Below are 23,478 nucleotides of genomic sequence, written 5' to 3' on the forward strand. Positions count from 1 at the left end.
TGGGCGTGCAGATGGTGGTGGCGGCGATGCACGCTCATACCGGGCTGGTTAGCCAGAGCGCCTTGAACCTGGTGAAGATGGCTTCGTACAACTGCGCCGTGTTGGTCTGGCTGGGGTATTTCCTCATGCCCGAACCGGCGAGAAGGCCGATCCCTGAACCAGAAGCCCCGCAAGTCGAGGGTTGGAATCAGGTTCTGTCACAACTCTTGCAACGATGACTCTTCCTCTGATCTTCGCCCTGCTGGCTCTGGCTGTGATGGTCTTTCTGCTGCTCGCGGCGCGCGGGCAAAGCGTGGCGGTGCACAACCTGCAGGAACTGGAGGGCCGCACCCAGCCGGTGGACCTGGACGCCTTCCGCAACCTCACCGATCCGCAGGAAGAGAAGTACCTCAAGGAGCGTCTGGCGCCAGCGGACTTTCGCGCCATCCAGCGGGAGCGGTTGCATGCGGCCCTGGGATACGTGCGGCGCGTGGCCCACAACGCTTCCATCCTGCTGCGACTAGGGGAGGCGGCGCGCCGGAACGCTGACCCCGAAGTCGCGCGCGCGGCTGGCGAACTGGTGGAGAGCGCGCTCCGGCTGCGGATGTACTCGCTGTTGGCGATGGGCCTGCTCCACGCCCGCATTCTGGTTCCCGATGTGAGCTGGTCGCTGGCTGGAGTGGCGGCCGATTACCAGGGCCTGCGGGATCATGTCGCCCGCCTCAGCCGCCTGCAGCTGCCGGCTCAGGCCGGACGCATCTCGGCCGCGCTCTGACGCCGGAGTACAGCCGCAGCCGGGCGCAGGAACCCTTCTCCCCAGGTTTGTGCACGAGGATTTGAAGCTGTGGGGGGCTTGCGCTCTGATCGGTTCTGTTCCGGAAAATAGTTTCAGCTAGGGGTGACGGCAGCGTGGGTTGGGGTGTGGAAGCCGATGGGCATGGCCCGCAGCAGGTCGATCACCCGCGATTTATCGTGCATGAGTGCGGCCCGCTCCAACTGGCAAAGCGCGCTCTCGAAGTCCGGTGACACGGGTTCGGCCTCCACGGCGAAGATGCGCTGGAGGCGGGTGGGTCGGACGCGTGCGCCCTCCGTCCACAACTCCTCGTAGAGTTTCTCGCCCGGCCGCGCGCCTACGATGCGGATCTCGATGTCCTTATCGGGGCGCAACCCGGACATCTCGATGAGCTTGCGGGCCAGGTCGGTGATCTTGACCGGGTCGCCCATGTCGAGCATATACACGTTACCGTTCTGTCCCAGGGTGGCGGCCTGCAGAACCAGCTGCACCGCCTCAGGGATGGTCATGAAGTAACGAGTCATGTCCTCATCGGTGACGGTGAGCGGTCCGCCCTCGGCGATCTGGCGCAGGAAAGTAGGGACCACGCTTCCGCGGCTGCCCACCACGTTGCCGAAACGCACGCAGGCACAACTGGGGTTGTGGTCTTCGATGCCCCGGGCGGAGGCGGCGCGGGACTGCACCACCAGCTCCGCCACCCGCTTGGTGGCCCCCATGACGCTGGAGGGGCGCACGGCCTTGTCGGTGGAGACCATCAGGAAGCGTTCGGCGCCAAAGTGAAGCGCCAGGTCGGCGACCTCGCGCGTTCCCACCACGTTGTTGAGGACCGCCTCGCACGGGTTGCTCTCCATGATAGGCACGTGCTTGTAGGCGGCGGCATGCAGCACCACCTGCGGCAGGTACTCGCCGAAGACCGCCTGCATGCGCGCATGATCGCGGATGTCGCCCACCAGGGGCACGATTCGGGTTCCCTCCGCCATTCCCGAGAGTTGCTCGTAGATCTCGAAGATGGCGTTCTCATCCCGGTCGAACAGCAGTAGGGCGGCGGGGGCAAGGCCGGCGATCTGGCGGCAGAGTTCGGCACCGATGGAGCCTCCGGCGCCGGTGACCAGAATCGTCCGGTCGCGGAAGCTCTCCATGACCTCCGGGTGAGGCGGCGACAGGGTTGTGGGGCGATCCTCGAAGGCCAGCTCTACCCGGGGCTGGGCGGAGACCCTCACCTCGCCGCGAATGATGTTGGCGGCCGAAGGAAGCAGACGGACGTCCACGCCGAACTCGGTGGCCGTGGCCACGGTCTCGGCGATGGAGTCCAGGCTGGCGTCGGCGATGAGCACCAGATCCGCGGCGCGGCTGGCCAGCAGCCGGGGCAGCGCGCTGGGCTCATCCATCACCGAGAAGCCGGCGATGCGCAGCCCTTGCAGCTTGCCCTCCGGAGCCAGCAGCCCGACCACGGTGACGTCGGGGAAGGAGCTCACGTGGCGGAGGGCCGCGTCCAAAGTGTCGGCAGTGCCCACCACCAGGGCCCGCGTCCCTGCGGAGGCGGTGCGGCGCGAATACTCGAAGGTCATCCGGCGCAGGGCGCGGATCCCGGCGGCCAGGGCCAGGAACAGAAGGAGTTCCACCAGCACGACGCCGGCGGGGATCGCCGATTCCCAGCTCTCCCTCGGCACGGCATAGCGGAGAACCAGCAGGAACAGGGTGGGGGGAAGCGAAATGAGACCCAGGCCCACGGCGTCGCGGAGATTGAAGAAGCGCCAGATGCGGTCATACCCGCCCAAAGCTAAGGTCACCCCGGGGCGAAGCGCAGGGAGCAGCAGCAGCCAGGACCACATCACCACCCGCTGGGGCAGCGGAACAGCGCCGTCGAAGCGCAACTGGAAGGCGAAGTACAGAGCGACGGCGCAGGCCGCGGCGTCCAGACCCAGTTGGTTGCCGCGGCTGAAGAACCCCTCGGGCAGCTGGTCGGCTACAGCCGCCAGGCGCGGCATAATCAGGCGTGCGAGTTTCCCGAGCAGGCCCCCAGCCGGGTGGTCGGAAGCGGAGTGGTCAGCGCCGGCCATGGTTCCTCCCCGAGAATCCCGTTTGCCAGTGAGGGGAGCTTGGACATGTGCCGATGGTGAGTCTGGATATCATCGAATCCTTGGGACCAGAAGGTAACGATTATAGATTATAAAGTGTGGCAGAAGCTCCTGCATGCTCGCAAAAGACCAGAAAATAGCCTGTCCTAGATTGGCCAGTATGTCCAATATTGTACACAGGGGGGCGGGCAGCCCTGCTTGGCGAGCCATTAATCCTTAGTGGCTTCGCGCACGATCCGCGCAGCGGCTTGGCTGAAGTCCTCGCGGGGATGTTTCTGTTTGGCATCAGGGTCGGCCTTTAGTTTTTGCGTCTTCTCATATTTCTTGTGGGAGCGCCTGGTTGCCGGTTGCGGTTTCTTCTTGCCCATGCCGACAGGATAGAACAATTCCGACGCGGTTGCGAGAGGGGCAGAATTCAAACTGCACCACTACCGCAAATCGCGACGGGAAGTATTTGCGAGGCGATATGGTTATGATAGTCTCGTCGCAAGTCGAGCAGATTGGATCGTTCTACCGTCGTGCCCACAAGAAAAGAATCCGGAATCCACATAGCCTGGACCACCGTCAGCTATCGCAGCGTGATGATGGTCGTGGTGGCCCTCCTAGCCCTGGTGGTCCTCGGGATGTACCTCATGTTTCCGGGCGCGACCAAGAGGGGCATGGATAGCGCGGGGAGCTTCTTCCAGGGGCTGTTCGAGAAAATCGGGCGGAGCGGGAAGGCGAGCACCAAAGCGGGCGTGACACCCGGGCAGCAGCAGGCGCACTTCACCAACATTGACGGCACGGTGAAGGTGAAGAAGGCGGCCAGCAACAGTTGGGTGAACGCCGACTACAGCCTGCCCCTGGAAAAGGGAGACGTGGTGCAGACCAGCTCCGAAGGTGTGGCCAAAGTGGTATTCACCGACGGAACCAATTACACCGTGAAGCAGGACTCGCTGATCGTCATCGAAGAGAACTCGCTCAACGAATCGCAACAGACCAAGGTGGCGGTGCAGGTGACCACCGGGACCGTGGACCTGACCACGGCCACGTACAAACAGGGATCGAGCTCCAGCGTACGGGTGGCGGGAGCCGAGGCGCGCTTCTCCCCCGAGAGCTCGGCCGAGGTGCGCAACGATCCGCGCGCCGACGAACACCAGATCCTGGTGACCAAGGGTTCGAGTGAAGTGCAGCGCGGCGACGAAGTGGTCACCCTGGGCGGCTACGAGAAGGTTTCGTTCAAGGCCGACTCCAAGCAGATGACCAAGGAGAAGGAGATCGCTCCACCCACTCTGGTGAACCCCGCCAACATGCTGCCCATCTTCGGCGGCCCCAGCCAGACGGTAGTGTTCGAATGGACGCCGGTGACCAACGCCCGCACCTATCACCTCCGCGTCTCCCGCAACCCGTTCTTCTCTTCCGTGGTGCTGGAAAAGAGGTTGGCGGTCACCCAACTCAAGGTGTCCGGGCTGAGCGAGGGCCCTTACTATTGGGTGGTGCAGGCGGCCGACGCCCAGGGCAAGGAATCCGCGGAGAGCGAGAAGAACCGCTTCCAGATCATCGCCAAGGGAGCAGAGAACGCGGGTATGGCACTCCAGATTGAGCCCTTCATCCAGCACGGGCACGTCATGGAGATCAAGGGTTGCACGGAGCCCGGCGCGCGGGTGATGGTCAACAGCGAAGAAGTGCCGCTGGTGGGGCCGGACGGGTGCTTCGACTACTTCACGTCTCCTCTTCCCAACGGCGAGAACGTGATCACCCTCACCGCCCAGAACGCCAAGGGCGCGGTGAACACGCAGACGAAGAAGGTCGTCATCCAGTAAGGGAAGATACCTCCCTCCAACCGTGCTTCCCGCCTCAACGCAGCACATCTCATCTTGAGACTCCTCGCCAGGGAGCCTGGCGGGAAGGATGTCCTCAGAGAACCCGGGGGCCAGCGACCGCCGCGCAGGGGGCAGTGGCCTAGAGTCACCGCTCTGCCGGTTTCACCGAGGTTGCGGTTGTGATACTCTCGTTAACCATAAAGTGAACGTCTGCAGTCCTCGTCCGACCATAGCGCTGGCTCACCCCGAGAGGCTGGTGCTCGCAGGCAGTTCGACCCACCGATCTCGAGAGCGGCGGGCTAAGGCAGCGGCCCGTGGGTTCTCACCCTCGTAACCGGTAGCGGGCAAACTGGGGAGAGAAGTATATCGATATGTCGTCGAACGGATTCCGCTCCGAAAATTCCCGCATCCACAATCTTCGCTCGCTGTTCAGCATGTTCTCCAGCGACCTGGCTATCGATCTGGGCACGGCCAATACGCTGGTGTACGCCAAAGGCAAGGGCATCGTGGTGAACGAGCCTTCCATCGTCGCCATCAACAAGAACACGGGCGAAGTGGAAGCGGTGGGCAAGGAAGCCAAGGAGATGCTGGGACGCACGCCCGGCAACATCGTTGCCATCAAGCCCATGAAGGACGGCGTGATCGCCGACTTCAAAGTCACCGAGAAGATGCTGAACTACTTTATCCAGAAGGCGCACAACCGCAAGATGTTGGTGCATCCCCGCATCGTGATCGGAGTGCCTTCGGAGATCACGCAGGTGGAGAAGCGGGCAGTGATGGACTCCGCCTACCGCGCCAAAGCCAGCGAGGTCTATCTGGTGGAGCAGGCCATGGTCGCCGCCATTGGCGCGGGTTTGCCCATCACCGAGCCCTGCGGCAACATGGTGGTGGATATCGGCGGCGGCACCACCGACATCGCCGTCATCTCGCTCTCCGGCATCGTGTATTCGCGCTCGGTGCGCATGGCCGGCAACCAGATGGACGAAGCCATCATGAACTATCTCAAGCGCAAATATAACCTGCTCATCGGGGAACGCACCGCCGAGCAGATCAAGATCGAGGTGGGCTCCGGCTATCCCCTGGACAAGCCGCTCACCATGGAGATCAAGGGGCGCAACCTGATCGAGGGCATCCCCAAGACCATCACCGTGGACGACAGCGAGATCCGCGAAGCGCTGAGCGAGTGCGTGGGGACCATCATGAACGCCATCCGCGTGGCGCTGGAGCGCACGCCGCCCGAGCTTTCCGCCGACATCAGCGACCGCGGCATCGTGCTCACCGGCGGCGGGGCGCTCTTGAAGAACCTGGACAAGCGCATCCGCGAGGAGACGGGGTTGCCGGTCTCCATCGCCGACGATCCCCTGGCCAGCGTGGTGCTGGGCACGGGCAAGATGCTCTCGGACTTCAAGCTGCTGCGCAAGATCTCGATCGAGTAGCCCGCCCAGGCGCGCGCATTCCGCGGGCGCGAGGGCGCCGCTCCCGGGTAGCAGGGCCATGGAAAATCTGATCCACCGCCACCGCAACGCCACCGCACTGGTCACCGTGCTGTTTCTGCAGATCCTGGCGCTGGCCATCCAGATCAAACGCCCCGCCGAGCCCGGCAACCCGGAGGCCGGGTCCATCCGCCTTATCCGGCTCTGGGTGGTCACCGCCCTCACTCCCTTCGAGCGTGGCTTCGTGAATGTTGCCGGCCTCTCCCGCACCCTGTGGTCGGACTACCTCGATCTCCGTGGGGTGCGCCAGGAGAACCGCGCCCTGCGGGAGGAGATGGAGCGCATGCGCATCGAGCGGGCGCAGATGAGCGAGGCCGCCAGCCAGGGCCACCGCCTGCAGGCGCTGCTCGGATTCAAGCAGCAGTTCATCTCTCAGACCCTGGCCGCCCAGGTGCTCGGCTCCAGCGGCAGCGACCGCTCCCGCATCCTCTACCTCGACAAGGGATCCAACGACGGGGTGAAGGAAGATATGGCGGTCATCACGCCCGAGGGCGTGGTGGGCAAGGTGCTCCGAGTCTTCCCCAACTCCGCACAGGTACTGGCCATCAACGATCCCACCTCGGGCGCGGGAGCGGTGCTGGAGAAATCGCGGCTACAGGGAGTGGTCACCGGCACCGACGCGGGCGAGTTGCGCCTGCGCTACGTGATGGTGGATGAGAAGGTCGAAGTGGGCGAGCGTGTGCTCACCAGCGGCGGAGACCGCATCTATCCCAAAGGGCTGCCGGTGGGCACCGTGGCCGGGGTGAAGCCGGGCAGCGATCTGTTCTTCGACATCCGGGTGGAGCCGGCGGCGCGGCTGAACCGCCTGGAAGAGGTGCTGATCGTCACCCAGATCGCGGAACAGACTCCGCAGACGGACGCGGCGGAAGCGCCACCGCGCCGCGCGGCTGAAATCCTCTCCCAGCGCCTGCCGGGCCTTCCCCCCAAGACGGCGGACGCGGGCGGAACCGGCGCCCCGCCCCAATCCAGCGGGCCCCCGCCGGAGACTCCGCCCAAGACTCCCCGGTAACCTCGTGGCGCTCACTTACACTTCGCGCGAAGAGATCGAGGTCCACCGCTTCCCCCTGGCGGCCAGCGTAGGCGTGCCTCTGGTGGCACTGCTGATGCAGGCGTTCCTCCCGGCTCGCTTTCACTGGTTCGAGATCTTCGATCTGCCGCTTCTGGTGACCATCTTCTTCGCCATGGCGCGGCGCAACCCCGTGACCGGCCTAATCACCGGCGCCCTCATCGGCATCCTCCAGGACAGCCTGACCCACAATCCACTGGGCGTTTTCGGGATTGCAAAGACCGTGGTGGGATACGCCGCTTCTTCCCTTGGGGTTAGAATCGACGTGCAGAACCCCGGCGTGCGGCTGGGAATGACCTTCGCTTTCTACCAGCTCCACCAAGCCGTTTATTTCCTGGTGGTGCGCGGGATGATGGGGCAACCGCTGGAGTGGCGCTGGGGCCACGAGCTGCTGGCCGGGGCAGGGAACGGTCTGCTGGCGGTGGTGCTGTTCATGGCGCTCGACCGTCTGAAACGGCGCGCCTGAGGACGAGACATAGATGTTGGGTGGCGAAGAAAAGATCTCGCAGAACCGGCTGCTAGCGGTGCAGTACGGCATCCTTATCATCTTTCTAGGGCTGGGCTTCGGCTTGTGGCGGTTGCAGGTGATGGGCGGCAATCGCTACGGCCTGCTGGCCGAGCGCAACCGCATCCGCACCATTCCCATCCTGGCGCCCCGGGGCAAGATCCTCGACCGCGAAGGCCGCATCCTGGTGGACAACTATCCCTCCTTCTCCGCGCTGCTGTTGCGCGAGCAGCCGACCAGCGATGAGGACCTGGGGAAGATCGCCTCCGGGCTGAACCTGACGCCGGAGCAGGTGCGGGAGCGCCTGCGCAAGGTGGCGGGAGCGGCCGAGTTCCAACCCGTCATCCTCAAGGACGACATCACTCCCGACGAACTGGCCTTCATCGACTCCCACCGCAACGAGCTGCCGCAGCTGGACACCATCGTGGTGCACCGCCGCCTGTATCCGCGCGACGGATTCGCCGCGCACCTGATCGGCTATGTGGGCGAGGTGAGCGAGGAGATGCTGAACCGCCCGCAGTACGAACTGTACTCGCCCGGGGATGTGGTGGGCCGCTCCGGCGTGGAGGAGCAATACAACAAAATGCTCATGGGCACAGACGGCTCGCGGCGCGTCGTGGTCAACAGCCGCGGGAAAGAGGAAGGCCGGCTGGATGAGACTCCGGCGCAGCCCGGCAAGCAGCTGCGGTTGACCATCGATCTGGACCTGCAGATCGCCGCCGAGCAGGTGCTCGAAGGCCGCAACGGAGCGGTGGTGGCGCTCGATCCGCGCACCGGCGAAGTGCTCGCCCTGGCCAGCCGTCCCACCTTCGATCCCAATCACTTTGCGGTGCGCATCTCGCGCGACGAATGGAATGCGTTGCTCAACGATCCCGGGAAGCCGCTGCTCAACAAAGCCATCCAGGCGCAGCTTCCTCCGGGCTCGGTATTCAAGATCATCATGTCCGTGGCCGGCCTGGAGGAGGGCGTGGCCCAGACGCTGACGGTGAACTGCGCCGGGGGAAGGATTTTCTACGGCCGCTTCTTCAAGTGTCATTCGGTGCACGGCGCGGGCGTGGTGATCACCCGCGCCATCCCGCAGTCCTGCGACACCTTTTTCTACACGCTGGCGGAGCGGTTGGGCATCAGCCGCATCGCCAAGTACGCCATGGCCCTCGGCCTGGGCCGCCGCACCGGCATCGATCTTCCGCAGGAAGTCTCGGGGGTGATGCCCTCGGAGGAGTGGAAGGCCCGCACCTTCAAGCAGAAGTGGTACGCGGGCGAGACCATCTCGGTGGGCATCGGGCAGGGCGCGGTGGCCACCACCCCCATCCAAATCGCCTACGCCATCGGCGGCATCGCCTCGGGCGGCGTGCTGCGGCGCCCCCACGTGGCCTTCCCCGGGGAGCTTCCTCCTGAGATGCGTCCGGTGAGCAGCGCCGCCGGCGACGAAGTGCGCGTCCCCATCGATCCCAAGAACTGGGAGCTGATCACCGACGCCATGGCCAACGTCACCCAGCCCGGCGGCACCGCGGCCAGCGCGCATCTGGAAGGCATCGACTTCGCAGGCAAGACGGGCAGCGCCCAGGTGGTGAGCAACGAAGCCAAGCAAAAGCAGAAACTGACCGGCGAACAATTCAAGGACAACGGCTGGTTCGTGGGCGTGGAGCCGCGCCGCAATCCGGAGATCGTGGTGTGCATCCTGGTGGAGCAGGGCGAGCACGGCACGGTGGCCGCGCGCCTGGTGGCGCAGGTCGTCAAGGCCTACGTGGAGAAGAAGCGCGGGCACCAGGCCAAGCTGGCGCACCAGGGCTCTTCCTCTTCCTCCGTCGAGGTCGCCGCCGTGTGGGAGACGCCGGGCGCGGCGCCCGGCGACCCTGGGAAGCTGGGCGGCGGGCACTTCCGCATTCCCGTGAGCCGCGCCCGTGTTCGGGCCGCGGCACCGCAGGGAGCGCCCTAGCCATGCCACGCTTCCTCTCCTTCCGCGACTTCGACTGGCTGCTGCTGGGCTTCGTGCTCGCCATCTGTGCCCTGGGCGTGCTCGAGGTTTACAGCACCACCTTCTCCACCCGCCTGGCCGGCATGCACCTCCGCCAGATCTACTGGATCCTGGCGGGACTGGGACTGATGTTCGCGGTCAGCCTGGTGAACTACCACTCGCTGCTCGAGCGCTCGCACTGGCTGTGGATCGCTTCCGTGCTGGCGCTGGTGGCGGTGCTGCTCGTCGGGCACAAGGTCCTGGGCGCGCGCCGCTGGATCGGGTTCCCCGGCGGCATGCACTTCCAGCCCTCGGAGTGGGTGAAGCTGGTGGTGATCCTGGCCCTGGCCCGCTACTTCCACGAGATGAAGCAGCGGGAGGCTACGCTCGCCGACATCGCCAAGACCGGTCTGATTGCCGGCGTCCCCATGCTGCTGGTCCTGGTCGAGCCCGACCTGGGCACCGCGCTCACCTACGTCCCCATCTTTCTGATGGCGCTTTTCCTCGGCGGCCTGCGGCTGCGCCACGCCGTAGCTTTGGGAATGCTGGCCTGCGTGCTGGGAGCCGGCGGCTGGCTCTTTGTCCTCAAGGACTACCAGAAGGCGCGGCTCACCACCTTCCTCAATCCCGAGAACGATCCCCAGGGCAAGGGGTACCAGATTCAGCAAGCCCTGATCGCCGTGGGCTCGGGCGGCATCTGGGGCAAGGGACTCACCAAAGGCACGCAGACGCAGGGGGAGTTCCTGCCCATGACCCACACTGACTTCGCCTTTGCTTCGTTCGCCGAGGAGACAGGATTTGTGGGCGCGTGCGCCGTCCTGCTGCTATACTTCATAGTGCTGGCGCGTTTGATTCAGAACGCCCAGACGGCCCCGGACCGCGCCGGCACTTTCATTGTGATGGGCGTGGTGGCGGTACTCGCCTTCCACGTCCTGGTGAATGTGGGCATGGTGGTCCGGTTCATGCCGGTCACCGGTATTCCGCTGCCGCTGATGAGCTACGGCGGTTCGTCGGTGCTGTTCATGTTTCTGGCGTTGGGACTGGTGATGAACATCCGCATGCGCCGGTTCGTGAACTGAAGAGTTTTTGGCAGCAAGACACGACCGCGTCCCTAGCCGGGCGCGACCCGCACGGGAGGTGCGGGAGAAGCAAAGTTGAGCCGTCCCGCCGAGCGGGACGGGAACGAGTTGCAGAATTCGCCTAGCCCTCGCGAAAAAGAGGGCACACAGCTGGCCGGAAACGCGAACGGGCCGGTGAGGATCGAATAAGCGGCTGGCTTGCAGGGGAGGAACGGCCCCGTCCGCAGTGGACGGAGCGGCCACAACCCCGCGGGCGAGCGACAGGTGCAAAGATTCCGAAGTCTTACCAAAGAATCCCAACCACCCCGGCGCGCAGCAGGCCCACAGGCCTGCCGCCCACCATCCGCACAGCCACACTCGATCCCACCTCCGGCGCCGTCGCCGGCCGCTGAGTCCGCCGCCGAAAGGGCTGCGGACGCGGAGTAAAACATGTCCAAGGAATTGTTTGTTTCCTCAACGCCCCACGAAACCAAAGTGGCCATCGTTGAGGACGATGCGCTGGCAGAGATCTATTTCGAGCGTGAAAACGAGTACACGCTCGCCGGCTCCATCTACAAGGGCCGCGTGAACCGGGTGCTGCCCGGCATGCAGTCGGCCTTTGTGGACGTCGGCCTGGAGCGCGACGCCTTCCTCTACGTTTCCGATTTCTTCGAGGACCAGGAAGAGTTCGACGCCATCGCCGGTCAGACGGAGGACGATGTAACCAAGGCGACCGGCCGTTCGGGCGAGCCTGCGGCTGCAGCCGAGCCGCGCCGGGAAGCCTCCGGCGGCGCCGCTCCCGCTGGGGAAGGCCCGGGCGGAAATCGCGATCAGGGCTCACGGCGCTGGCGCGGACGCCGCCGCGGCGGTCGCGGACGCGGACCCCAGGATTCTCAGTCTCCCCGGCCTGAATCCGCGCGCCCCGAATCCGCGCGCCCCGAGCCGCAACGCTCAGAGAGCCGCAGGCCCGAGCCCCGGCCGCATTCAACGTCGCGTCCCCAGCCTTCCGCGGGCTATGAGCCCATGGTGATGCCGGGCGAATCCATCTCCAAGTACCGCAACCGGGGAAGTTCGCCGGTGCGAATGAGCCCGGAGCCCGGGAACGAAGCCGCGGCGCCGGTTGAGACGCTTACGGCCGAGCCCGCGGAAGTCCGGCACATCGCGTCCGCCGAAGCCAGCAGCATGGAAGTGGCCGAGACCCCGCGCGTCTTTAATCCTGATCCGGAGCCTGAGCCCGCTGGCCGCGGCTCGTTCGAGATCGTGGGCGGCTATGACGAGCACACGCCCGCCCATCTGGAACCCATCTCCCATCCTCCGGCCGCCGAAGCCCGCGAGGCCGAGCGCACGGAGCGCATGGACCTGGCCGCCGCCACCTTTGCCCGGGAAGCAGTCGAGGCCGAGCACCAGCCGGCTCCGCGCAACGCGTTCGCTGCCGAGGCCGAGGTCATCGAGGAAGAGCTGGAAGAAGAAGAGGGCGACCTGCCCTCCCGCGAGGAAGAGCTCGAGGACGCCGAGCTGGAAGAGATGATGGAAGAAGAGACGCTCACCCCGGCCGGCGAGCACGTCAAGCGTGCCGCCGAGGCGAGCCGGGACCGCTCTCCGGTCATGAGCCGCGCCGAGGCCGTTGCCGGCGAGGAAGTGGATTTCGGAGAGGACGAGGGCGAGGAAGAAGCGGAAGCCGAGGGCGGCGAGGAATCAGAATCAGGATTAGAGGCGCACGCCGGCGAAGCCTCCGAATCCCCCGAAGGCGAGGGCCCGGAGCGCGCCGAGACGCGTGGCGCCGCCGGATACATGCAGCGCACGGCGCCGGCCGGGCGCCCCAGCGCGGCGGGCGACCGTGGCCGCCGCGGAGGCCGAAGCGGAGGGCGAGGAGGTCCTCGCGGACGCCGCAACATCCAGCACGGCCCGCGTCCTCAGATCGCCGACCTGCTGAAGGAAGGCCAGGAGATCCTGGTCCAGATCGCCAAGGAGCCCATGGGCAAGAAGGGCGCGCGCATCACCAGTCACATCGCGCTCCCTGGGCGCTTCCTGGTGTACATGCCCACGGTGGACCACATCGGGGTCTCGCGCAAGATCGCCTCCGAGGAGGAGCGCGCGCGTCTGCGGCGCATCCTGCTCAGCGAGCGCGATACGGGCGCACCTGACGCGCCCGCGACCGGCAAGGGCGGCTTCATCGTGCGCACCGCCGCCGCCGGCGCCAATGAGGACGACCTGCGCGCCGACATCCGCTTCCTCATCAACCTGTGGAACGAAATCCGCGGCCGCGCCGATTCCAGCCAGGCTCCCGCGCTCCTCTACCACGACTTGGACGTGGTGGAGCGCATCCTGCGCGACCAGGTCACCGAGACCTTCTCCCACATCTGGGTGGATGCCGAGGCCGAGTACGAGCGCGTGCTGCGCTTCGTCTCGCGCTTCCAGCCCTCGCTGATCAAGCGCGTCAAGCTCTACACCAAGGACACGCCGCTCTTCGAGGAGTTCAACATCCAGGAGGAAATCAACAAGGCACTCAAGTCGAAGGTCTGGCTCAAGTCGGGCGGCTACATCGTCATCAACCAGACCGAGGCGCTGGTGGCCATCGACATCAACACCGGCAAGTACGTGGGCAAGACCGCGCGCCTCGAAGACACCATCACCCGCACCAACGTGGACGCCATCAAGGAGATTGTGCGCCAGGTCCGGCTGCGCGACCTGGGCGGCATCATCGTCATCGACTTCATCGACATGGACGAGCGCCGCAACCGGCAAAAAGTCATGCAGGCGCTGGACGAGGCCCTGCGCGCCGACCGCGCCCCCACCAAGGTGCTGGCCTTCAACGACTTCGGACTGGTGGCCATCACCCGCAAGCGCGTCAAGCAGTCGCTGGAACGCACCCTGGGAATGCAGTGCACCTACTGCACTGGCACCGGGCTCATCAAGTCCGTGGCCACGGTGTGCAACGAGATCTACGTGGAGATGCGCAAGATCTACAAGCACCTGGAGCGCCAAGGCGACCTCATGCTGCGTACCCACCCCGAAGTCGCCAAGAACCTCAAAGGCAACGGCGCCCGCCTGCTGGGCGAGATGGAAGAACTCACCGGCCGGACAATCATCGTGAAGGCCGACCCGACCCTGCACCAGGAGCAGTTTGATATTCAGTAGAAGTCGCGACTGTTTATACCGGACGTCTCAGATGGCTGGCCCTGCACCTACCCTTTCGAGCACCTTGAAAGGGTAGGGTACCCCTCAAGATTCATCCCAATCGGAACCCGCCCCGGCCAGGTGTCAGATACCCCCGGGGCCCTCCTACCCCCTCCCCCTGGTCTGTTCAAGGAGGCTGGCCCACCCTTTCACCCTCACAACCTTCTCTCTGGGGCTGCCCCCACCCTTCCGCCCGGTTTTGGCGGAGGGTGGGGATTTCTCTCAGGGAGTCCCAAACACATTTGGCGAAGGATACTACCGATTGACGAAGGAAACCCCCACCCTGCCGCTCCAAAAGTGCGAGCGACAAGGGTGGGGCAACCCCATCATTCAGGAAAGGGCGGGCCACCCTCCGGGGGGGTGCCAAGGCAAGGAAGCCTGAAGTCCGGCCCCTTACCGTACCCTTTGCATCAACACCACGACATATTGGGGTAGGGGGCGAGGTACCCCACAGAATATATGAAATTTGGCCGGAATCCGGCCCTGGGAAGGCGGTCAAAGGTGGGGGAAAACGGGCACAACCGGGGGAAACCCGAAGTTAGGGGTTGACACATGGGGGAGTAACACTGGTATAACTCGCCCACTCAAGTTTTCCCCCCGAGAAACGAAGAGGATATCCGTCTCAGGCCCGGCCGATAGGCCGTCTCCGGGTAGAACCGGAGGAGCAGCGACTGTGGAAAGGGCTTAGGTACTATGGCCGAGTCCCGAGAAGTGATGAACATCCGGCAGGCCTCCCAGTACTTGGGGGTGAGTCCGGACACGCTTTATAAATATGTATACGAAGAACGGATTCCAGCGTTTAAGCTAGGCAACCGCTGGAAGTTCAAGAAGACCATCTTGGACCTGTGGATGGAACGGAAGAGCACCCTGAGCGAAAGCCGGGGGAAGAAGAAGCCCCGGGCGGCGCGCATGACGGGAACGACTCACTAAAAGGCGGCCACATGTTTGGCGGATCGAAGACGATCGTGGGACTGGACATCGGCTCCAGCTGCATCAAGGCGGTGGAGCTGAAGCGGACCAAGGGGGAGATCACGGTTGCCCACATGGGAGTGGAGCCGCTGGCCTCCGACATTGTGGTGGACTCGATGATCGTGGACAGCACCGCGGTCAGCAACGCCATCACCAAGATCTTCACCGACAGTGGCATCAAGGGGAAAATGGTGGCCACCTCGGTGAGCGGGCACTCGGTGATCGTGAAGAAGATCACCATGCAGACCATGACCGACCAGGAACTCGCCGGCATGGTCCAGACGGAGGCGGCCCAGCACATTCCCTTCGATATCCAGGACGTCAACGTGGACTTCCAGATCCTCTCCGAGGACCTGAGCGGCTCCCAGATGGACGTGCTGCTGGTGGCGGTGAAGAAGGACAAGATCCTGAACTACACCAACGTGCTGTCGCTGGCGGCCAAGAGCCCGGCAGTGGTGGATATCGACGCTTTCGCGCTGCAGAACTGCTACGAATACAACTACGAGCCCGCGCCGGGCGCGACCGCGGCCCTGCTCAACCTGGGCGCCAGCGTCATGAACATCAACATCGTCAAGGGTTCCACGCCGCTGTTCACCCGCGACGTCAGCGTGGGCGGGAACCAGTACACCGACGCGCTGCAGAAGGAGCTCGACCTGAGCTTTGATGACGCCGAGGCCCTCAAGCTGGGCAAGAAGGTGGGCACGGTCAGCGAAGACGCCAAGATGCCCATCCTGCAGCAGGTCACCGAGATCATCGTGCTGGAGATCCAGAAGACCTTTGACTTCTTCCGGGCCACGGCTTCGGGCGAGCACATCGAGCGCCTGTACGTGGCGGGCGGTTCTTCCAAGGTTCCCGGGCTGGTAGAGGCCTTGCGCCAGGAGTTCAGCCTGCCGGTCGAGGTCCTGAACCCCTTCCAACGGATCAACCCCGGGGTGGGGGGAGAGCTGGTGGAGCAGAACGCGGGACAACTCGCGGTGGCGGTGGGATTGGCCCTGAGGAGTTTTGAAATATGATCCGAATCAACCTTTCCGGAGCCGCAAGACCGAAGGGTAAGCGCGCGGCCGCTGCGGCGCCCGAGTTCGCAGGCGAGGGTCCCAGCTCGGTCGTCTTCATTCTCATCGGGGTGGTGCTTGCCGTGGCCATCAACGGCGGGTTGTGGTGGTACCTCGATGGCCAGAGCAAGAGGCTGGACGCGAAAATGGCGACCGCCAACAAGGAATACGACGCGCTGCAGGCTACCAAGCAGCGCGTGGACCAGAAGCAGAAGCTGGCGGACGACATCAGGCGCCGCACCGACGTCATCGACAAGCTGCGCAAAGAGCAGTCGGGGCCGGTGGAACTGCTGAGCATGGTGGGCGATACGGTCAACAGCACCGATGCCATCTGGCTGGCCACCATGAAGGATGATGGCAGCAACCTCAACCTGGAAGGCGTGGCCTTCAGCCCGCACGCGGTGGCCAACCTGATGGCCAATCTGAAGCGCACCGGCTACTTCCGGTCGGTGGAACTGAAAGAGGCCATCCAGGACGAGACGGTGAAGGACATGCAGGCATTCAATTTCACCATCATCTGCGAGAAGAAGCCGAAATCGTAGGCAGGGGGACGAAGACATATGTCGCCGGGCAGAAAATTCGGAATCACCATCGGCGCGGTGCTGGTAATCACGCTGGTGCTCGGCTTCCTCGTGCTCAAGCCGATGTATGACGAGAACGGGCGGAAGGAAACCAGCCTGAAGGCTCGGCTGGCGGAGATCGAGCAGTTGCGCCCGCTGGTGGCCAAAGAAAGGGATCTGGACACCAACATCGAGCAGCTGAAGGTTCAGCTGGAGCGTCAGCGCACCGTGGTGCCTGACGAGAAGCAGGCCGACCAGTTCATGCACGTCCTGCAGGAGCAGGCATCGGCCGCGGGGATCGAGATCCGGCGCTACACCGCCAAGCCGGTGGCCACGCGCGATTACTACACCGAGGTCCCCTTCGAGATCGATATTGACGGGCCGTACTACGGGGTGGTGAGCTTCTTCCAAAAAGTGGCCCATCTGGAGCGCATCATCAACATCGGCAACCTGCAGATGGCGACGCCGGTGCGGCAATCCGACGCCAAGACCAAGAAGAAGTACAACTATGCCCCCGGGGAGAGTGTCGTCGCCAGCTTCACCGCGACCACCTTCTTCAGCCGGACGCCCGAAGCGGCCCCGGCAGCGCCCCCGGCGCCGGCCAAGAAGTAGGGAGGCGAGGGAACGGGATGATGATGAACGCGAAACGACAGATCGCAGTCCTGCTAGTGATGGCGAGCGCCGCCTGGGTACAGGCGAGCGTTGCCCAGAAGCCGGCCCCGAACACCACGCCGGCGGCGGCCAAGCCCAAGGTGGCGGTCAGCAAGCCGACGGCCCACGAGTCGGCTCCCGCCCAGGCGCAGAGCAAGCCCGCCGCGCCCACGGGCAAGCGCGATCCGTTTGTGAGCCTGGCGGTGATGCGGGCCCAGCAGATTGGCGGCGCCTGTGGTACCGGCAAGCGCTGCCTGGTGATCGACCAGGTCGACCTGAAGGGTGTGGTCAAGACCCCCAGAGGCATGATCGCGATGGTGGAGAATCCGGCCAAGAAGGCCTACTTCCTGCGCGAGAACGACCCCGTCTTTAACGGATTTGTGCTGAAGATCACCGGAGATTCCGTGATCTTCAAAGAGACTTCGGTGGACAACCAGGGACGCACCCAGACGCGCGAAGTAGTCAAGCGGGTCAGCGCGCCGGTGGTGTGACTTGGGAATGGGCCGAGTTGAGGGCAAGGAAATCTTGAGCGGTCATTCAAGGCCGCGCACGTTACGGGCAAACGGGCCGGGGCGTGAGGAGAAAACCATGATGAGGGCAAAGCAACTGCTGAAGATTCTGCTGCCGCTGGTGGCGCTGACCGTGATGGCGGTGGCCGCCGAGCCGCAATTGGCGGAGGTCACGGCCGTCGCCCAGGACGGAGCCTCGCTGGTCACCATCCGCGCCACCGGCGCGTTCACGCACACCGAGTATCGTCCGGCGGAGAATCTGCTGCTGGTCGATCTGGCGGGCGTGACTGCCGGGAAGCTGGAGGGCACGGAGCGCAAGCTCCAGGTCCCCGGCGTCAGCGGCTATCGGGTGGTGGGCTACAAGGGTTCGAGCGGCGCGGCAGTTGTCCGCGTGGAGCTGACCTTGGCCCCCAACGCCGGCATCAGCCTGAGCGAAGAGACCAACGCGCTGCTGGTGCAGGTCACCGGCGCAGGCGCGGCGCCCGCGAAGGCAGCGGCCGCTTCTTCCTCCGCCAAGGACGCCCCCAAACCCGTGGCCGGCAAGTCGGTCCTCATCCAGGACGTCTCCGTGGTTCGCGGCCAGGACGGAATGAACGTGGAGATTCGCGGCAGCGGGCCCATGCAGTCCAAGGTCATGAAGCTCACCAATCCTGACCGTTTGGTGGTCGACGTGACGGGCACGCCCGTCGGCAAGGGACGTGAGATCGCGGTTCACGACGCTCAGGTCAAGTCAGTGCGCATGTCGCACTTCCAGAAGAATCCTGCCGTGACCCGGGTGGTGGTGGATCTGGAGTCCGCGCAGGACTATCAGTTGGTGCCGGAAGGCAACAAGCTGGTCCTGAAGCTGCACGCACCCGCGAACGCGGCCCCGGCCCCGGCAGTTGCCGAAACTGCGCCGGCCGCCTCTGCAACCGCTCCCGCAACCCCGCCGACCAAGATGGTGGCGCAGGATTTCGTGGTGATCGAGCCCAAGGATCCGACCCAGGCCAAGAGCGAACCGGCCGCCGAGGAGATCCGTCCGGGAGAACGCGCCGCGGACGCCGCGACCCGGTTCTCCAAGCCGGAGAACACTCTGGCCGCGACCAACCTGCCGCAGCCGGCGAACGCCTCGCTGCAACCGCAGCCCACGGTCAATCTGGCGCTGCAGCAACAGCAGCAGATGGCGCAGGTGGGCGGGAGCAGCATGCCCGCCAAGCCGCGCTACACCGGCGAGCCCATTTCTCTCAACCTGAAGGACGCCGACCTCAAGGACTTTTTCCGCCTGATCCATGAGATCAGCGGCTTGAACGTGGTCCTGGATCCCAACGTCAAGGGTTCGATCACCATCGTGCTCGACGATGTGCCTTGGGACCAGGCGCTGGATATCGTGCTCAAGAACAACAACCTGGAGCGCGAGCTGGACGGCAACGTCCTGCGCATCGCCACCGTGGAAACCCTGCGCAAGGAAGCGGAGGGGCGTAAGGCGCAGACCGAGGCGCGGGACCTGGCGGCCAACAAGGTCATCATCACCCGCTACCTGAGCTACGCGCGCGCCAATGACCTGATGCCCATCATCAAGAAGTTCCTGACCTCGCGCGGCGACGTGGTGGCCGACCCCCGCACCAACGCGCTCATCATCCAAGACATCCCCAACGTGCTGCCCGGAGTGGAGCAGCGCATCCGGGATCTGGATCTGAAGACGCCTCAGGTGGAGATCGAAGCTCGGGTGGTCTCCGCCACGCGCAACTTCGCCCGCGACATCGGTACCCAACTCGGCTTCGGCTGGAACAACCGGGTCACGAGCTTGGGCGGTACGAATAATATCGCCGCCATCACCCCCACGGTCTTCAATGGCGGCCCGGGTTTCCTGAACTTGGGAGGGGCGGGCATCCCCTTGTTCTCCAATCTGCCGGTAATCGGACCGACCAGCGCCCTTGGAATTGCCACCGGCGCATCGCAAACCTACCGGCTGGATTTCGCGTTGACCATGGCGGAGTCGCGCGGCTTGCTGAAGATCCTCTCGCGCCCGCGCGTGGTGACCCAGAACAACGTCAAGGCTGAGGTCAAGCAGGGCGTGAGGCTCCCCATCGTGACCCAGGCCCAGTTGTCCGGCCCGCCCACGGTGACCTACGTCGAGGCGGTGCTGCGGCTCACGGTGACTCCGCAGATCACGGTGGAGAACACCATCTTCCTGAACATCGAGCTGCAGAACGACACGGCTGACTTCACCAACGCGATTCAGGGCAACCCCTCGATCCTCACCCAGAGCGAGACCACCCAGGTGCTGGTGACCGACGGTGGCACGGTGGTCATCGGAGGCGTCATCCAGACGCAGAACCAGGTGAGCGTCACACAGGTCCCGCTGCTGGGCGACATTCCCGTGTTCGGCAACCTGTTCAAACACCGCAAAGTTTCCACCACCACCCAGGAGCTGATCTTCTTCATCACCCCGAAGATCATCCAGACCTAGCCTGGCGCAAAGCTTCCACCGGCCCCCGCCCAGCGCGGGGGCTTCTTTTTTGGAATAATCGGGTCCACGCTCCTGCGCTCTCCCGAATCATGAACTACCGGGCCCGCCAACGCCGCCTGCAAGACGCGCTCCTTACGAGCGGAGTGGAAGCCTTCCTGGTGGCTCACCCGCCCAACCTCCGCTACTTGTGCGGCTTCTCCGGCAGCTCCGGTACGCTGGTCTTCGCCCGCGGCAAGCGAGTCCTCTTCACCGATGGGCGCTACACCACACAGGCGCGAGCGGAGGCGCAAGGCGTCCGAGTGGTGATCGCCCGCGGACCGCTGCTGGAAGCCGCGGCTGCCTGGCTCAGCCGGCAACGCGCGCGCCACATCGCCGTCGAGGCCCAGCACATGACGCTCGCCGCTCGCGCAGCCTTGGCCCGCTCCCTCCCCAAGGGGGACCGCCTCAAGCCTCTCGAGGGGCTGGTGGAGCGCCAACGCATGGTCAAGGAACCCGCGGAGGTCGCCCTGATCCGCTCCGCCGTCCGGCTGGGCTCGGCTCTCTTCGAGCGCGCGCTGAAGGTCCTACGCCCAGGGGTGACGGAGGCCGAGGTGGCCGGAGAGATCGAATACGCTGCCCGGCGGGCCGGCGCCCAGGGGATGTCCTTTGAAACCATCGTGGCGGGCGGACGGCGCTCGGCCCTCCCTCACGGGGTCGCCTCATCGCAACCTATTCCAAACAAAGGATTTGTAGTCCTGGACTTTGGTGTTATACTCGGCGGCTACTGTTCCGACATGACCCGGACCGTCCACATGGGACGAGCCCCAAGGCAGGCCCGGGAGATGTACCAAGTGGTACGGAAGGCCCAAGAGCAGGCGGTTGCGGCCGTCCGGCCGGGGGTCAAGGCAGCGGAAGTGGACTACGCGGCCCGGCAGGTGTTGCAACAGGCGGGGTTGGGCAGGTACTTTACCCACTCCACTGGCCACGGCCTGGGCTTGGAGATACACGAGCCGCCCCGGCTGGGGAAGAACCAGGCAGAGCTTCTAGCGCCGGGCATGGTGGTGACCGTCGAACCCGGAGTCTATGTCGCCGGCCGAGGCGGGGTTCGCATAGAAGACGTGGTGGTGGTGACCCCAAAAGGCTGCGAAGTGCTGACCCCTACGACCAAGGAGCTGATCGAGCTGTAGCGGAGGCGCCTCCCGATCCAGATGAACCAAAAAGAACTGAAAGACCTGATCGAGTTCCTGATCGAGAAGGACATCACCGAGTTCGAGCTGGAACGCGGCGACGTCAAGGTCCGCATCCGGCGGGGAGGGGAAACTCCGGCCGGGCCCTACGCCCCTGCGATGCCGGGTCCTGCGGCGCCCGCCCCCTCGCCTTCCGGGGCCGCGGTTCCCGCCGCTCCGCCTCCGCCTGCCGCGGAAGAAGCGGGGCTGCACAGCGTCAAGTCTCCCATCGTCGGGACCTACTACGAGTCGCCCTCCCCGGGCTCGCCGCCCTTCGTCAAGGTGGGCGACGCGGTGGAGGCCGGCCAGGTGCTGTGCCTCATCGAGGCCATGAAGCTGATGAACGAGATCGAGTCTGACGTCGCCGGGGAAGTGGTGAAGAAGCTGGCCTCGAACGGCCAGCCGGTGGAGTACGGCCAGGCCCTGTTCGTCGTCAAGCCCCGAGGCTAGAGTCGAGCCCGCGGCTCCGGTCCGCGGGATCCATCCATGTTCAAGAAGATCCTGATAGCGAACCGCGGCGAGATCGCCCTGCGGGTGATTTGCGCCTGCAAGGAGCTGGGCATCCGGACGGTGGCCGTCTACAGCGAGGCCGACCGGCACTCGCTGCACGTGCGCTTCGCCGACGAGGCCGTCTGCATCGGCCCACCCCGCTCCGCCGACAGCTACCTCAACATCCCCGCAGTCATCTCGGCGGCGGAGATTGCCAACGTGGACGCCATCCATCCCGGCTACGGCTTCCTCAGCGAAAACGCCAACTTCGCCGAAGTGTGCGAGACCTGCCACATCAAGTTCATCGGTCCCCCGCCGGAGATCATCCGCCTCATGGGAGAGAAGGAAAAGGCGCGTGTGGCCATGAAGGAGGCCGGCGTGGCCATCCTGCCGGGCTCCGAGGGCGTGCTGGAGTCGGAGGCCGAGGCCCAGCGCTGGGCCAAACAGATCGGCTACCCGGTGATTGTGAAGGCCTCCTCAGGAGGCGGCGGGCGCGGCATGCGCGTGATTCACAACGAAGCCGAGCTCGCGCCGCTCTTCCAGCAGGCGCAATCGGAGGCGGCCGCCGCCTTCGGCAACAGCGACCTCTATATGGAGAAGTTCATCGAGCGCCCGCGGCACATCGAGTTCCAGCTGCTGGCCGACGCCTACGGCAGCGTGGTCAGCCTGGGAGAGCGCGAGTGCTCCATTCAGCGCCGCCATCAGAAGCTGCTGGAGGAGTCGCCCTCCACCCAGGTGACGGCCCTCATGCGCCAGCAGGTGGGCGACAAGCTGTGCTCCACCCTCAGCAAGATCGGCTACGTCAACGCCGGTACGGTCGAGTTCCTGATGGACGAGGAGCGCAACCTGCACTTCATCGAGATGAACACCCGCATCCAGGTGGAGCATCCGGTGACCGAGATGGTGACCGACATCGACCTGGTGAAGAGCCAGATCCTGCTGGCCGCGGGCGAGCGCATGGAGAACGTCCTGCACGGCGAGGTGGAGATGCGCGGGCACGCCATCGAGTGCCGCATCAACGCCGAGCATCCGGAGAAATTCACCCCCTCGGCGGGGAAGATCACTACTTTTAATCCGCCCGGCGGGACGGGAGTGCGCGTGGATACAGCCGCCTACGCCGAGGCCGTCATCCCGCCATATTACGACTCGCTCATCGCCAAGCTCATCACCCGCGGCAAGGATCGCCAGGAGGCCGCCTCGCGCATGGCCCGCGCCCTGGAGATGTTCATCATCGAGGGCATCTACACCTCCATCCCCCTGCAGCGCAAGATCGTTGCCGATCCCGACTTCCTCGCCGGTGACGTGGATACCAAGTTCATGGAGCGCTTTATGAAGTGATGGGGGGCAAGGACTGTGTGGCACAGCCGTCTTCGGCTGTGCGATGTTCTTGTAACATATTGATTCTACAATGGTTATAGAGTGAGCCGAGTAAACTCTCCTCCGCTGTACGCCATCGTTGACGCTGCCAGTTTCGCTCGGGCGAAGAGCCCGAGCGCGGCTTTGGCGAAGTTCGCGCGCGCGCTGGTCGAGGGCGGAGTGCGGCTCATCCAATACCGCAACAAGAGGGGCAGCGCGCGGGAGATGCTGCAGCAGGCGCGGGCCATCCGGAAAGCGGTCGGGCGGCGGGCGCGGCTCATTTTCAACGACCGCGCCGACCTCTGCCTGGCGGCGCGCTTCGACGGCGTG

21 protein-coding genes are annotated in these 23,478 nt (G+C 64.9%); 19 read left to right on the forward strand and 2 right to left on the reverse strand.

Annotated elements, in window-relative coordinates; all coding sequences use genetic code 11:
* On the forward strand, window positions 1-218 hold a 218-nt coding region (locus tag VGQ94_02600; GenBank protein HEV2021394.1), incomplete at its 5' end, for a hypothetical protein.
* A complete protein-coding gene (locus VGQ94_02605) occupies window positions 215-754 on the forward strand; it encodes a hypothetical protein (GenBank protein ID HEV2021395.1) in 540 nt (179 codons plus the stop codon). The genes VGQ94_02600 and VGQ94_02605, both read left to right, overlap by 4 nt.
* Window positions 755-867: 113 nt before the next feature.
* Here the strand turns inward: VGQ94_02605 and VGQ94_02610 are convergent, their stop codons facing one another.
* Window positions 868-2,832, reverse strand: coding sequence for a nucleoside-diphosphate sugar epimerase/dehydratase (locus tag VGQ94_02610; protein HEV2021396.1), 1,965 nt, complete (start codon window positions 2,830-2,832; stop codon window positions 868-870).
* Window positions 2,833-3,059: 227 nt separating this feature from the next.
* Window positions 3,060-3,218: a hypothetical protein gene (locus VGQ94_02615; protein ID HEV2021397.1), complete on the reverse strand. Its 159-nt coding sequence runs from the start codon at window positions 3,216-3,218 to the stop codon at window positions 3,060-3,062.
* A 150-nt stretch (window positions 3,219-3,368) separates the two neighbouring features.
* On the opposite strand from VGQ94_02615, the gene VGQ94_02620 reads away from it, so the two are divergent.
* The 17 genes from VGQ94_02620 to VGQ94_02700 all read left to right on the forward strand — a co-directional run.
* A complete protein-coding gene (locus tag VGQ94_02620) occupies window positions 3,369-4,652 on the forward strand; it encodes a hypothetical protein (GenBank protein HEV2021398.1) in 1,284 nt (427 codons plus the stop codon).
* Window positions 4,653-5,023: 371 nt separating this feature from the next.
* Window positions 5,024-6,088, forward strand: a complete 1,065-nt coding sequence (locus VGQ94_02625) for a rod shape-determining protein (GenBank protein HEV2021399.1) — start codon at window positions 5,024-5,026, stop codon at window positions 6,086-6,088.
* A 58-nt stretch (window positions 6,089-6,146) separates the two neighbouring features.
* Window positions 6,147-7,154 (forward strand): rod shape-determining protein MreC, encoded by a 1,008-nt coding sequence (gene mreC, locus VGQ94_02630; GenBank protein HEV2021400.1) that lies wholly within the window; start codon window positions 6,147-6,149, stop codon window positions 7,152-7,154.
* Between the two features lie 4 nt (window positions 7,155-7,158).
* Window positions 7,159-7,677, forward strand: coding sequence for a rod shape-determining protein MreD (gene mreD / locus VGQ94_02635; protein ID HEV2021401.1), 519 nt, complete (start codon window positions 7,159-7,161; stop codon window positions 7,675-7,677).
* Between the two features lie 13 nt (window positions 7,678-7,690).
* The gene (gene mrdA, locus VGQ94_02640; GenBank protein ID HEV2021402.1) at window positions 7,691-9,655 is read left to right on the forward strand and encodes a penicillin-binding protein 2; all 1,965 of its coding nucleotides are present in this window, start codon (window positions 7,691-7,693) and stop codon (window positions 9,653-9,655) included.
* Window positions 9,656-9,657: 2 nt separating this feature from the next.
* Window positions 9,658-10,752, forward strand: a complete 1,095-nt coding sequence (gene rodA, locus VGQ94_02645) for a rod shape-determining protein RodA (protein ID HEV2021403.1) — start codon at window positions 9,658-9,660, stop codon at window positions 10,750-10,752.
* A 429-nt stretch (window positions 10,753-11,181) separates the two neighbouring features.
* Entirely contained in the window at window positions 11,182-13,869 is a 2,688-nt protein-coding gene (locus VGQ94_02650) for an Rne/Rng family ribonuclease (protein ID HEV2021404.1), read from the forward strand.
* A 732-nt stretch (window positions 13,870-14,601) separates the two neighbouring features.
* Complete coding sequence (locus VGQ94_02655) at window positions 14,602-14,838, forward strand: helix-turn-helix domain-containing protein (GenBank protein HEV2021405.1); 237 nt, start codon at window positions 14,602-14,604, stop codon at window positions 14,836-14,838.
* A gap of 11 nt (window positions 14,839-14,849) precedes the next feature.
* The gene (gene pilM / locus VGQ94_02660; GenBank protein ID HEV2021406.1) at window positions 14,850-15,890 is read left to right on the forward strand and encodes a type IV pilus assembly protein PilM; all 1,041 of its coding nucleotides are present in this window, start codon (window positions 14,850-14,852) and stop codon (window positions 15,888-15,890) included.
* Entirely contained in the window at window positions 15,887-16,471 is a 585-nt protein-coding gene (locus VGQ94_02665; GenBank protein HEV2021407.1) for a PilN domain-containing protein, read from the forward strand. The genes pilM and VGQ94_02665 overlap by 4 nt, the downstream gene beginning before the upstream one ends.
* An 18-nt stretch (window positions 16,472-16,489) precedes the next feature.
* Entirely contained in the window at window positions 16,490-17,101 is a 612-nt protein-coding gene (gene pilO, locus VGQ94_02670) for a type 4a pilus biogenesis protein PilO (GenBank protein ID HEV2021408.1), read from the forward strand.
* A 23-nt stretch (window positions 17,102-17,124) separates the two neighbouring features.
* Entirely contained in the window at window positions 17,125-17,631 is a 507-nt protein-coding gene (locus tag VGQ94_02675) for a hypothetical protein (protein HEV2021409.1), read from the forward strand.
* 97 nt (window positions 17,632-17,728) lie between these two features.
* Window positions 17,729-20,098, forward strand: a complete 2,370-nt coding sequence (gene pilQ / locus VGQ94_02680; GenBank protein ID HEV2021410.1) for a type IV pilus secretin PilQ — start codon at window positions 17,729-17,731, stop codon at window positions 20,096-20,098.
* 89 nt (window positions 20,099-20,187) lie between these two features.
* Window positions 20,188-21,264, forward strand: coding sequence for a Xaa-Pro peptidase family protein (locus VGQ94_02685; protein HEV2021411.1), 1,077 nt, complete (start codon window positions 20,188-20,190; stop codon window positions 21,262-21,264).
* Between the two features lie 21 nt (window positions 21,265-21,285).
* Window positions 21,286-21,753 (forward strand): acetyl-CoA carboxylase biotin carboxyl carrier protein, encoded by a 468-nt coding sequence (accB, locus tag VGQ94_02690; GenBank protein HEV2021412.1) that lies wholly within the window; start codon window positions 21,286-21,288, stop codon window positions 21,751-21,753.
* 36 nt (window positions 21,754-21,789) lie between these two features.
* Window positions 21,790-23,130, forward strand: a complete 1,341-nt coding sequence (gene accC / locus VGQ94_02695) for an acetyl-CoA carboxylase biotin carboxylase subunit (protein ID HEV2021413.1) — start codon at window positions 21,790-21,792, stop codon at window positions 23,128-23,130.
* 81 nt (window positions 23,131-23,211) lie between these two features.
* A partial coding sequence (locus VGQ94_02700; GenBank protein HEV2021414.1) for a thiamine phosphate synthase occupies window positions 23,212-23,478 on the forward strand: 267 nt, incomplete at its 3' end.

Source organism: Terriglobales bacterium (assembly GCA_035937135.1).
In the GTDB taxonomy this organism is placed as follows: Bacteria; Acidobacteriota; Terriglobia; order Terriglobales; family Acidobacteriaceae; genus DASYVL01.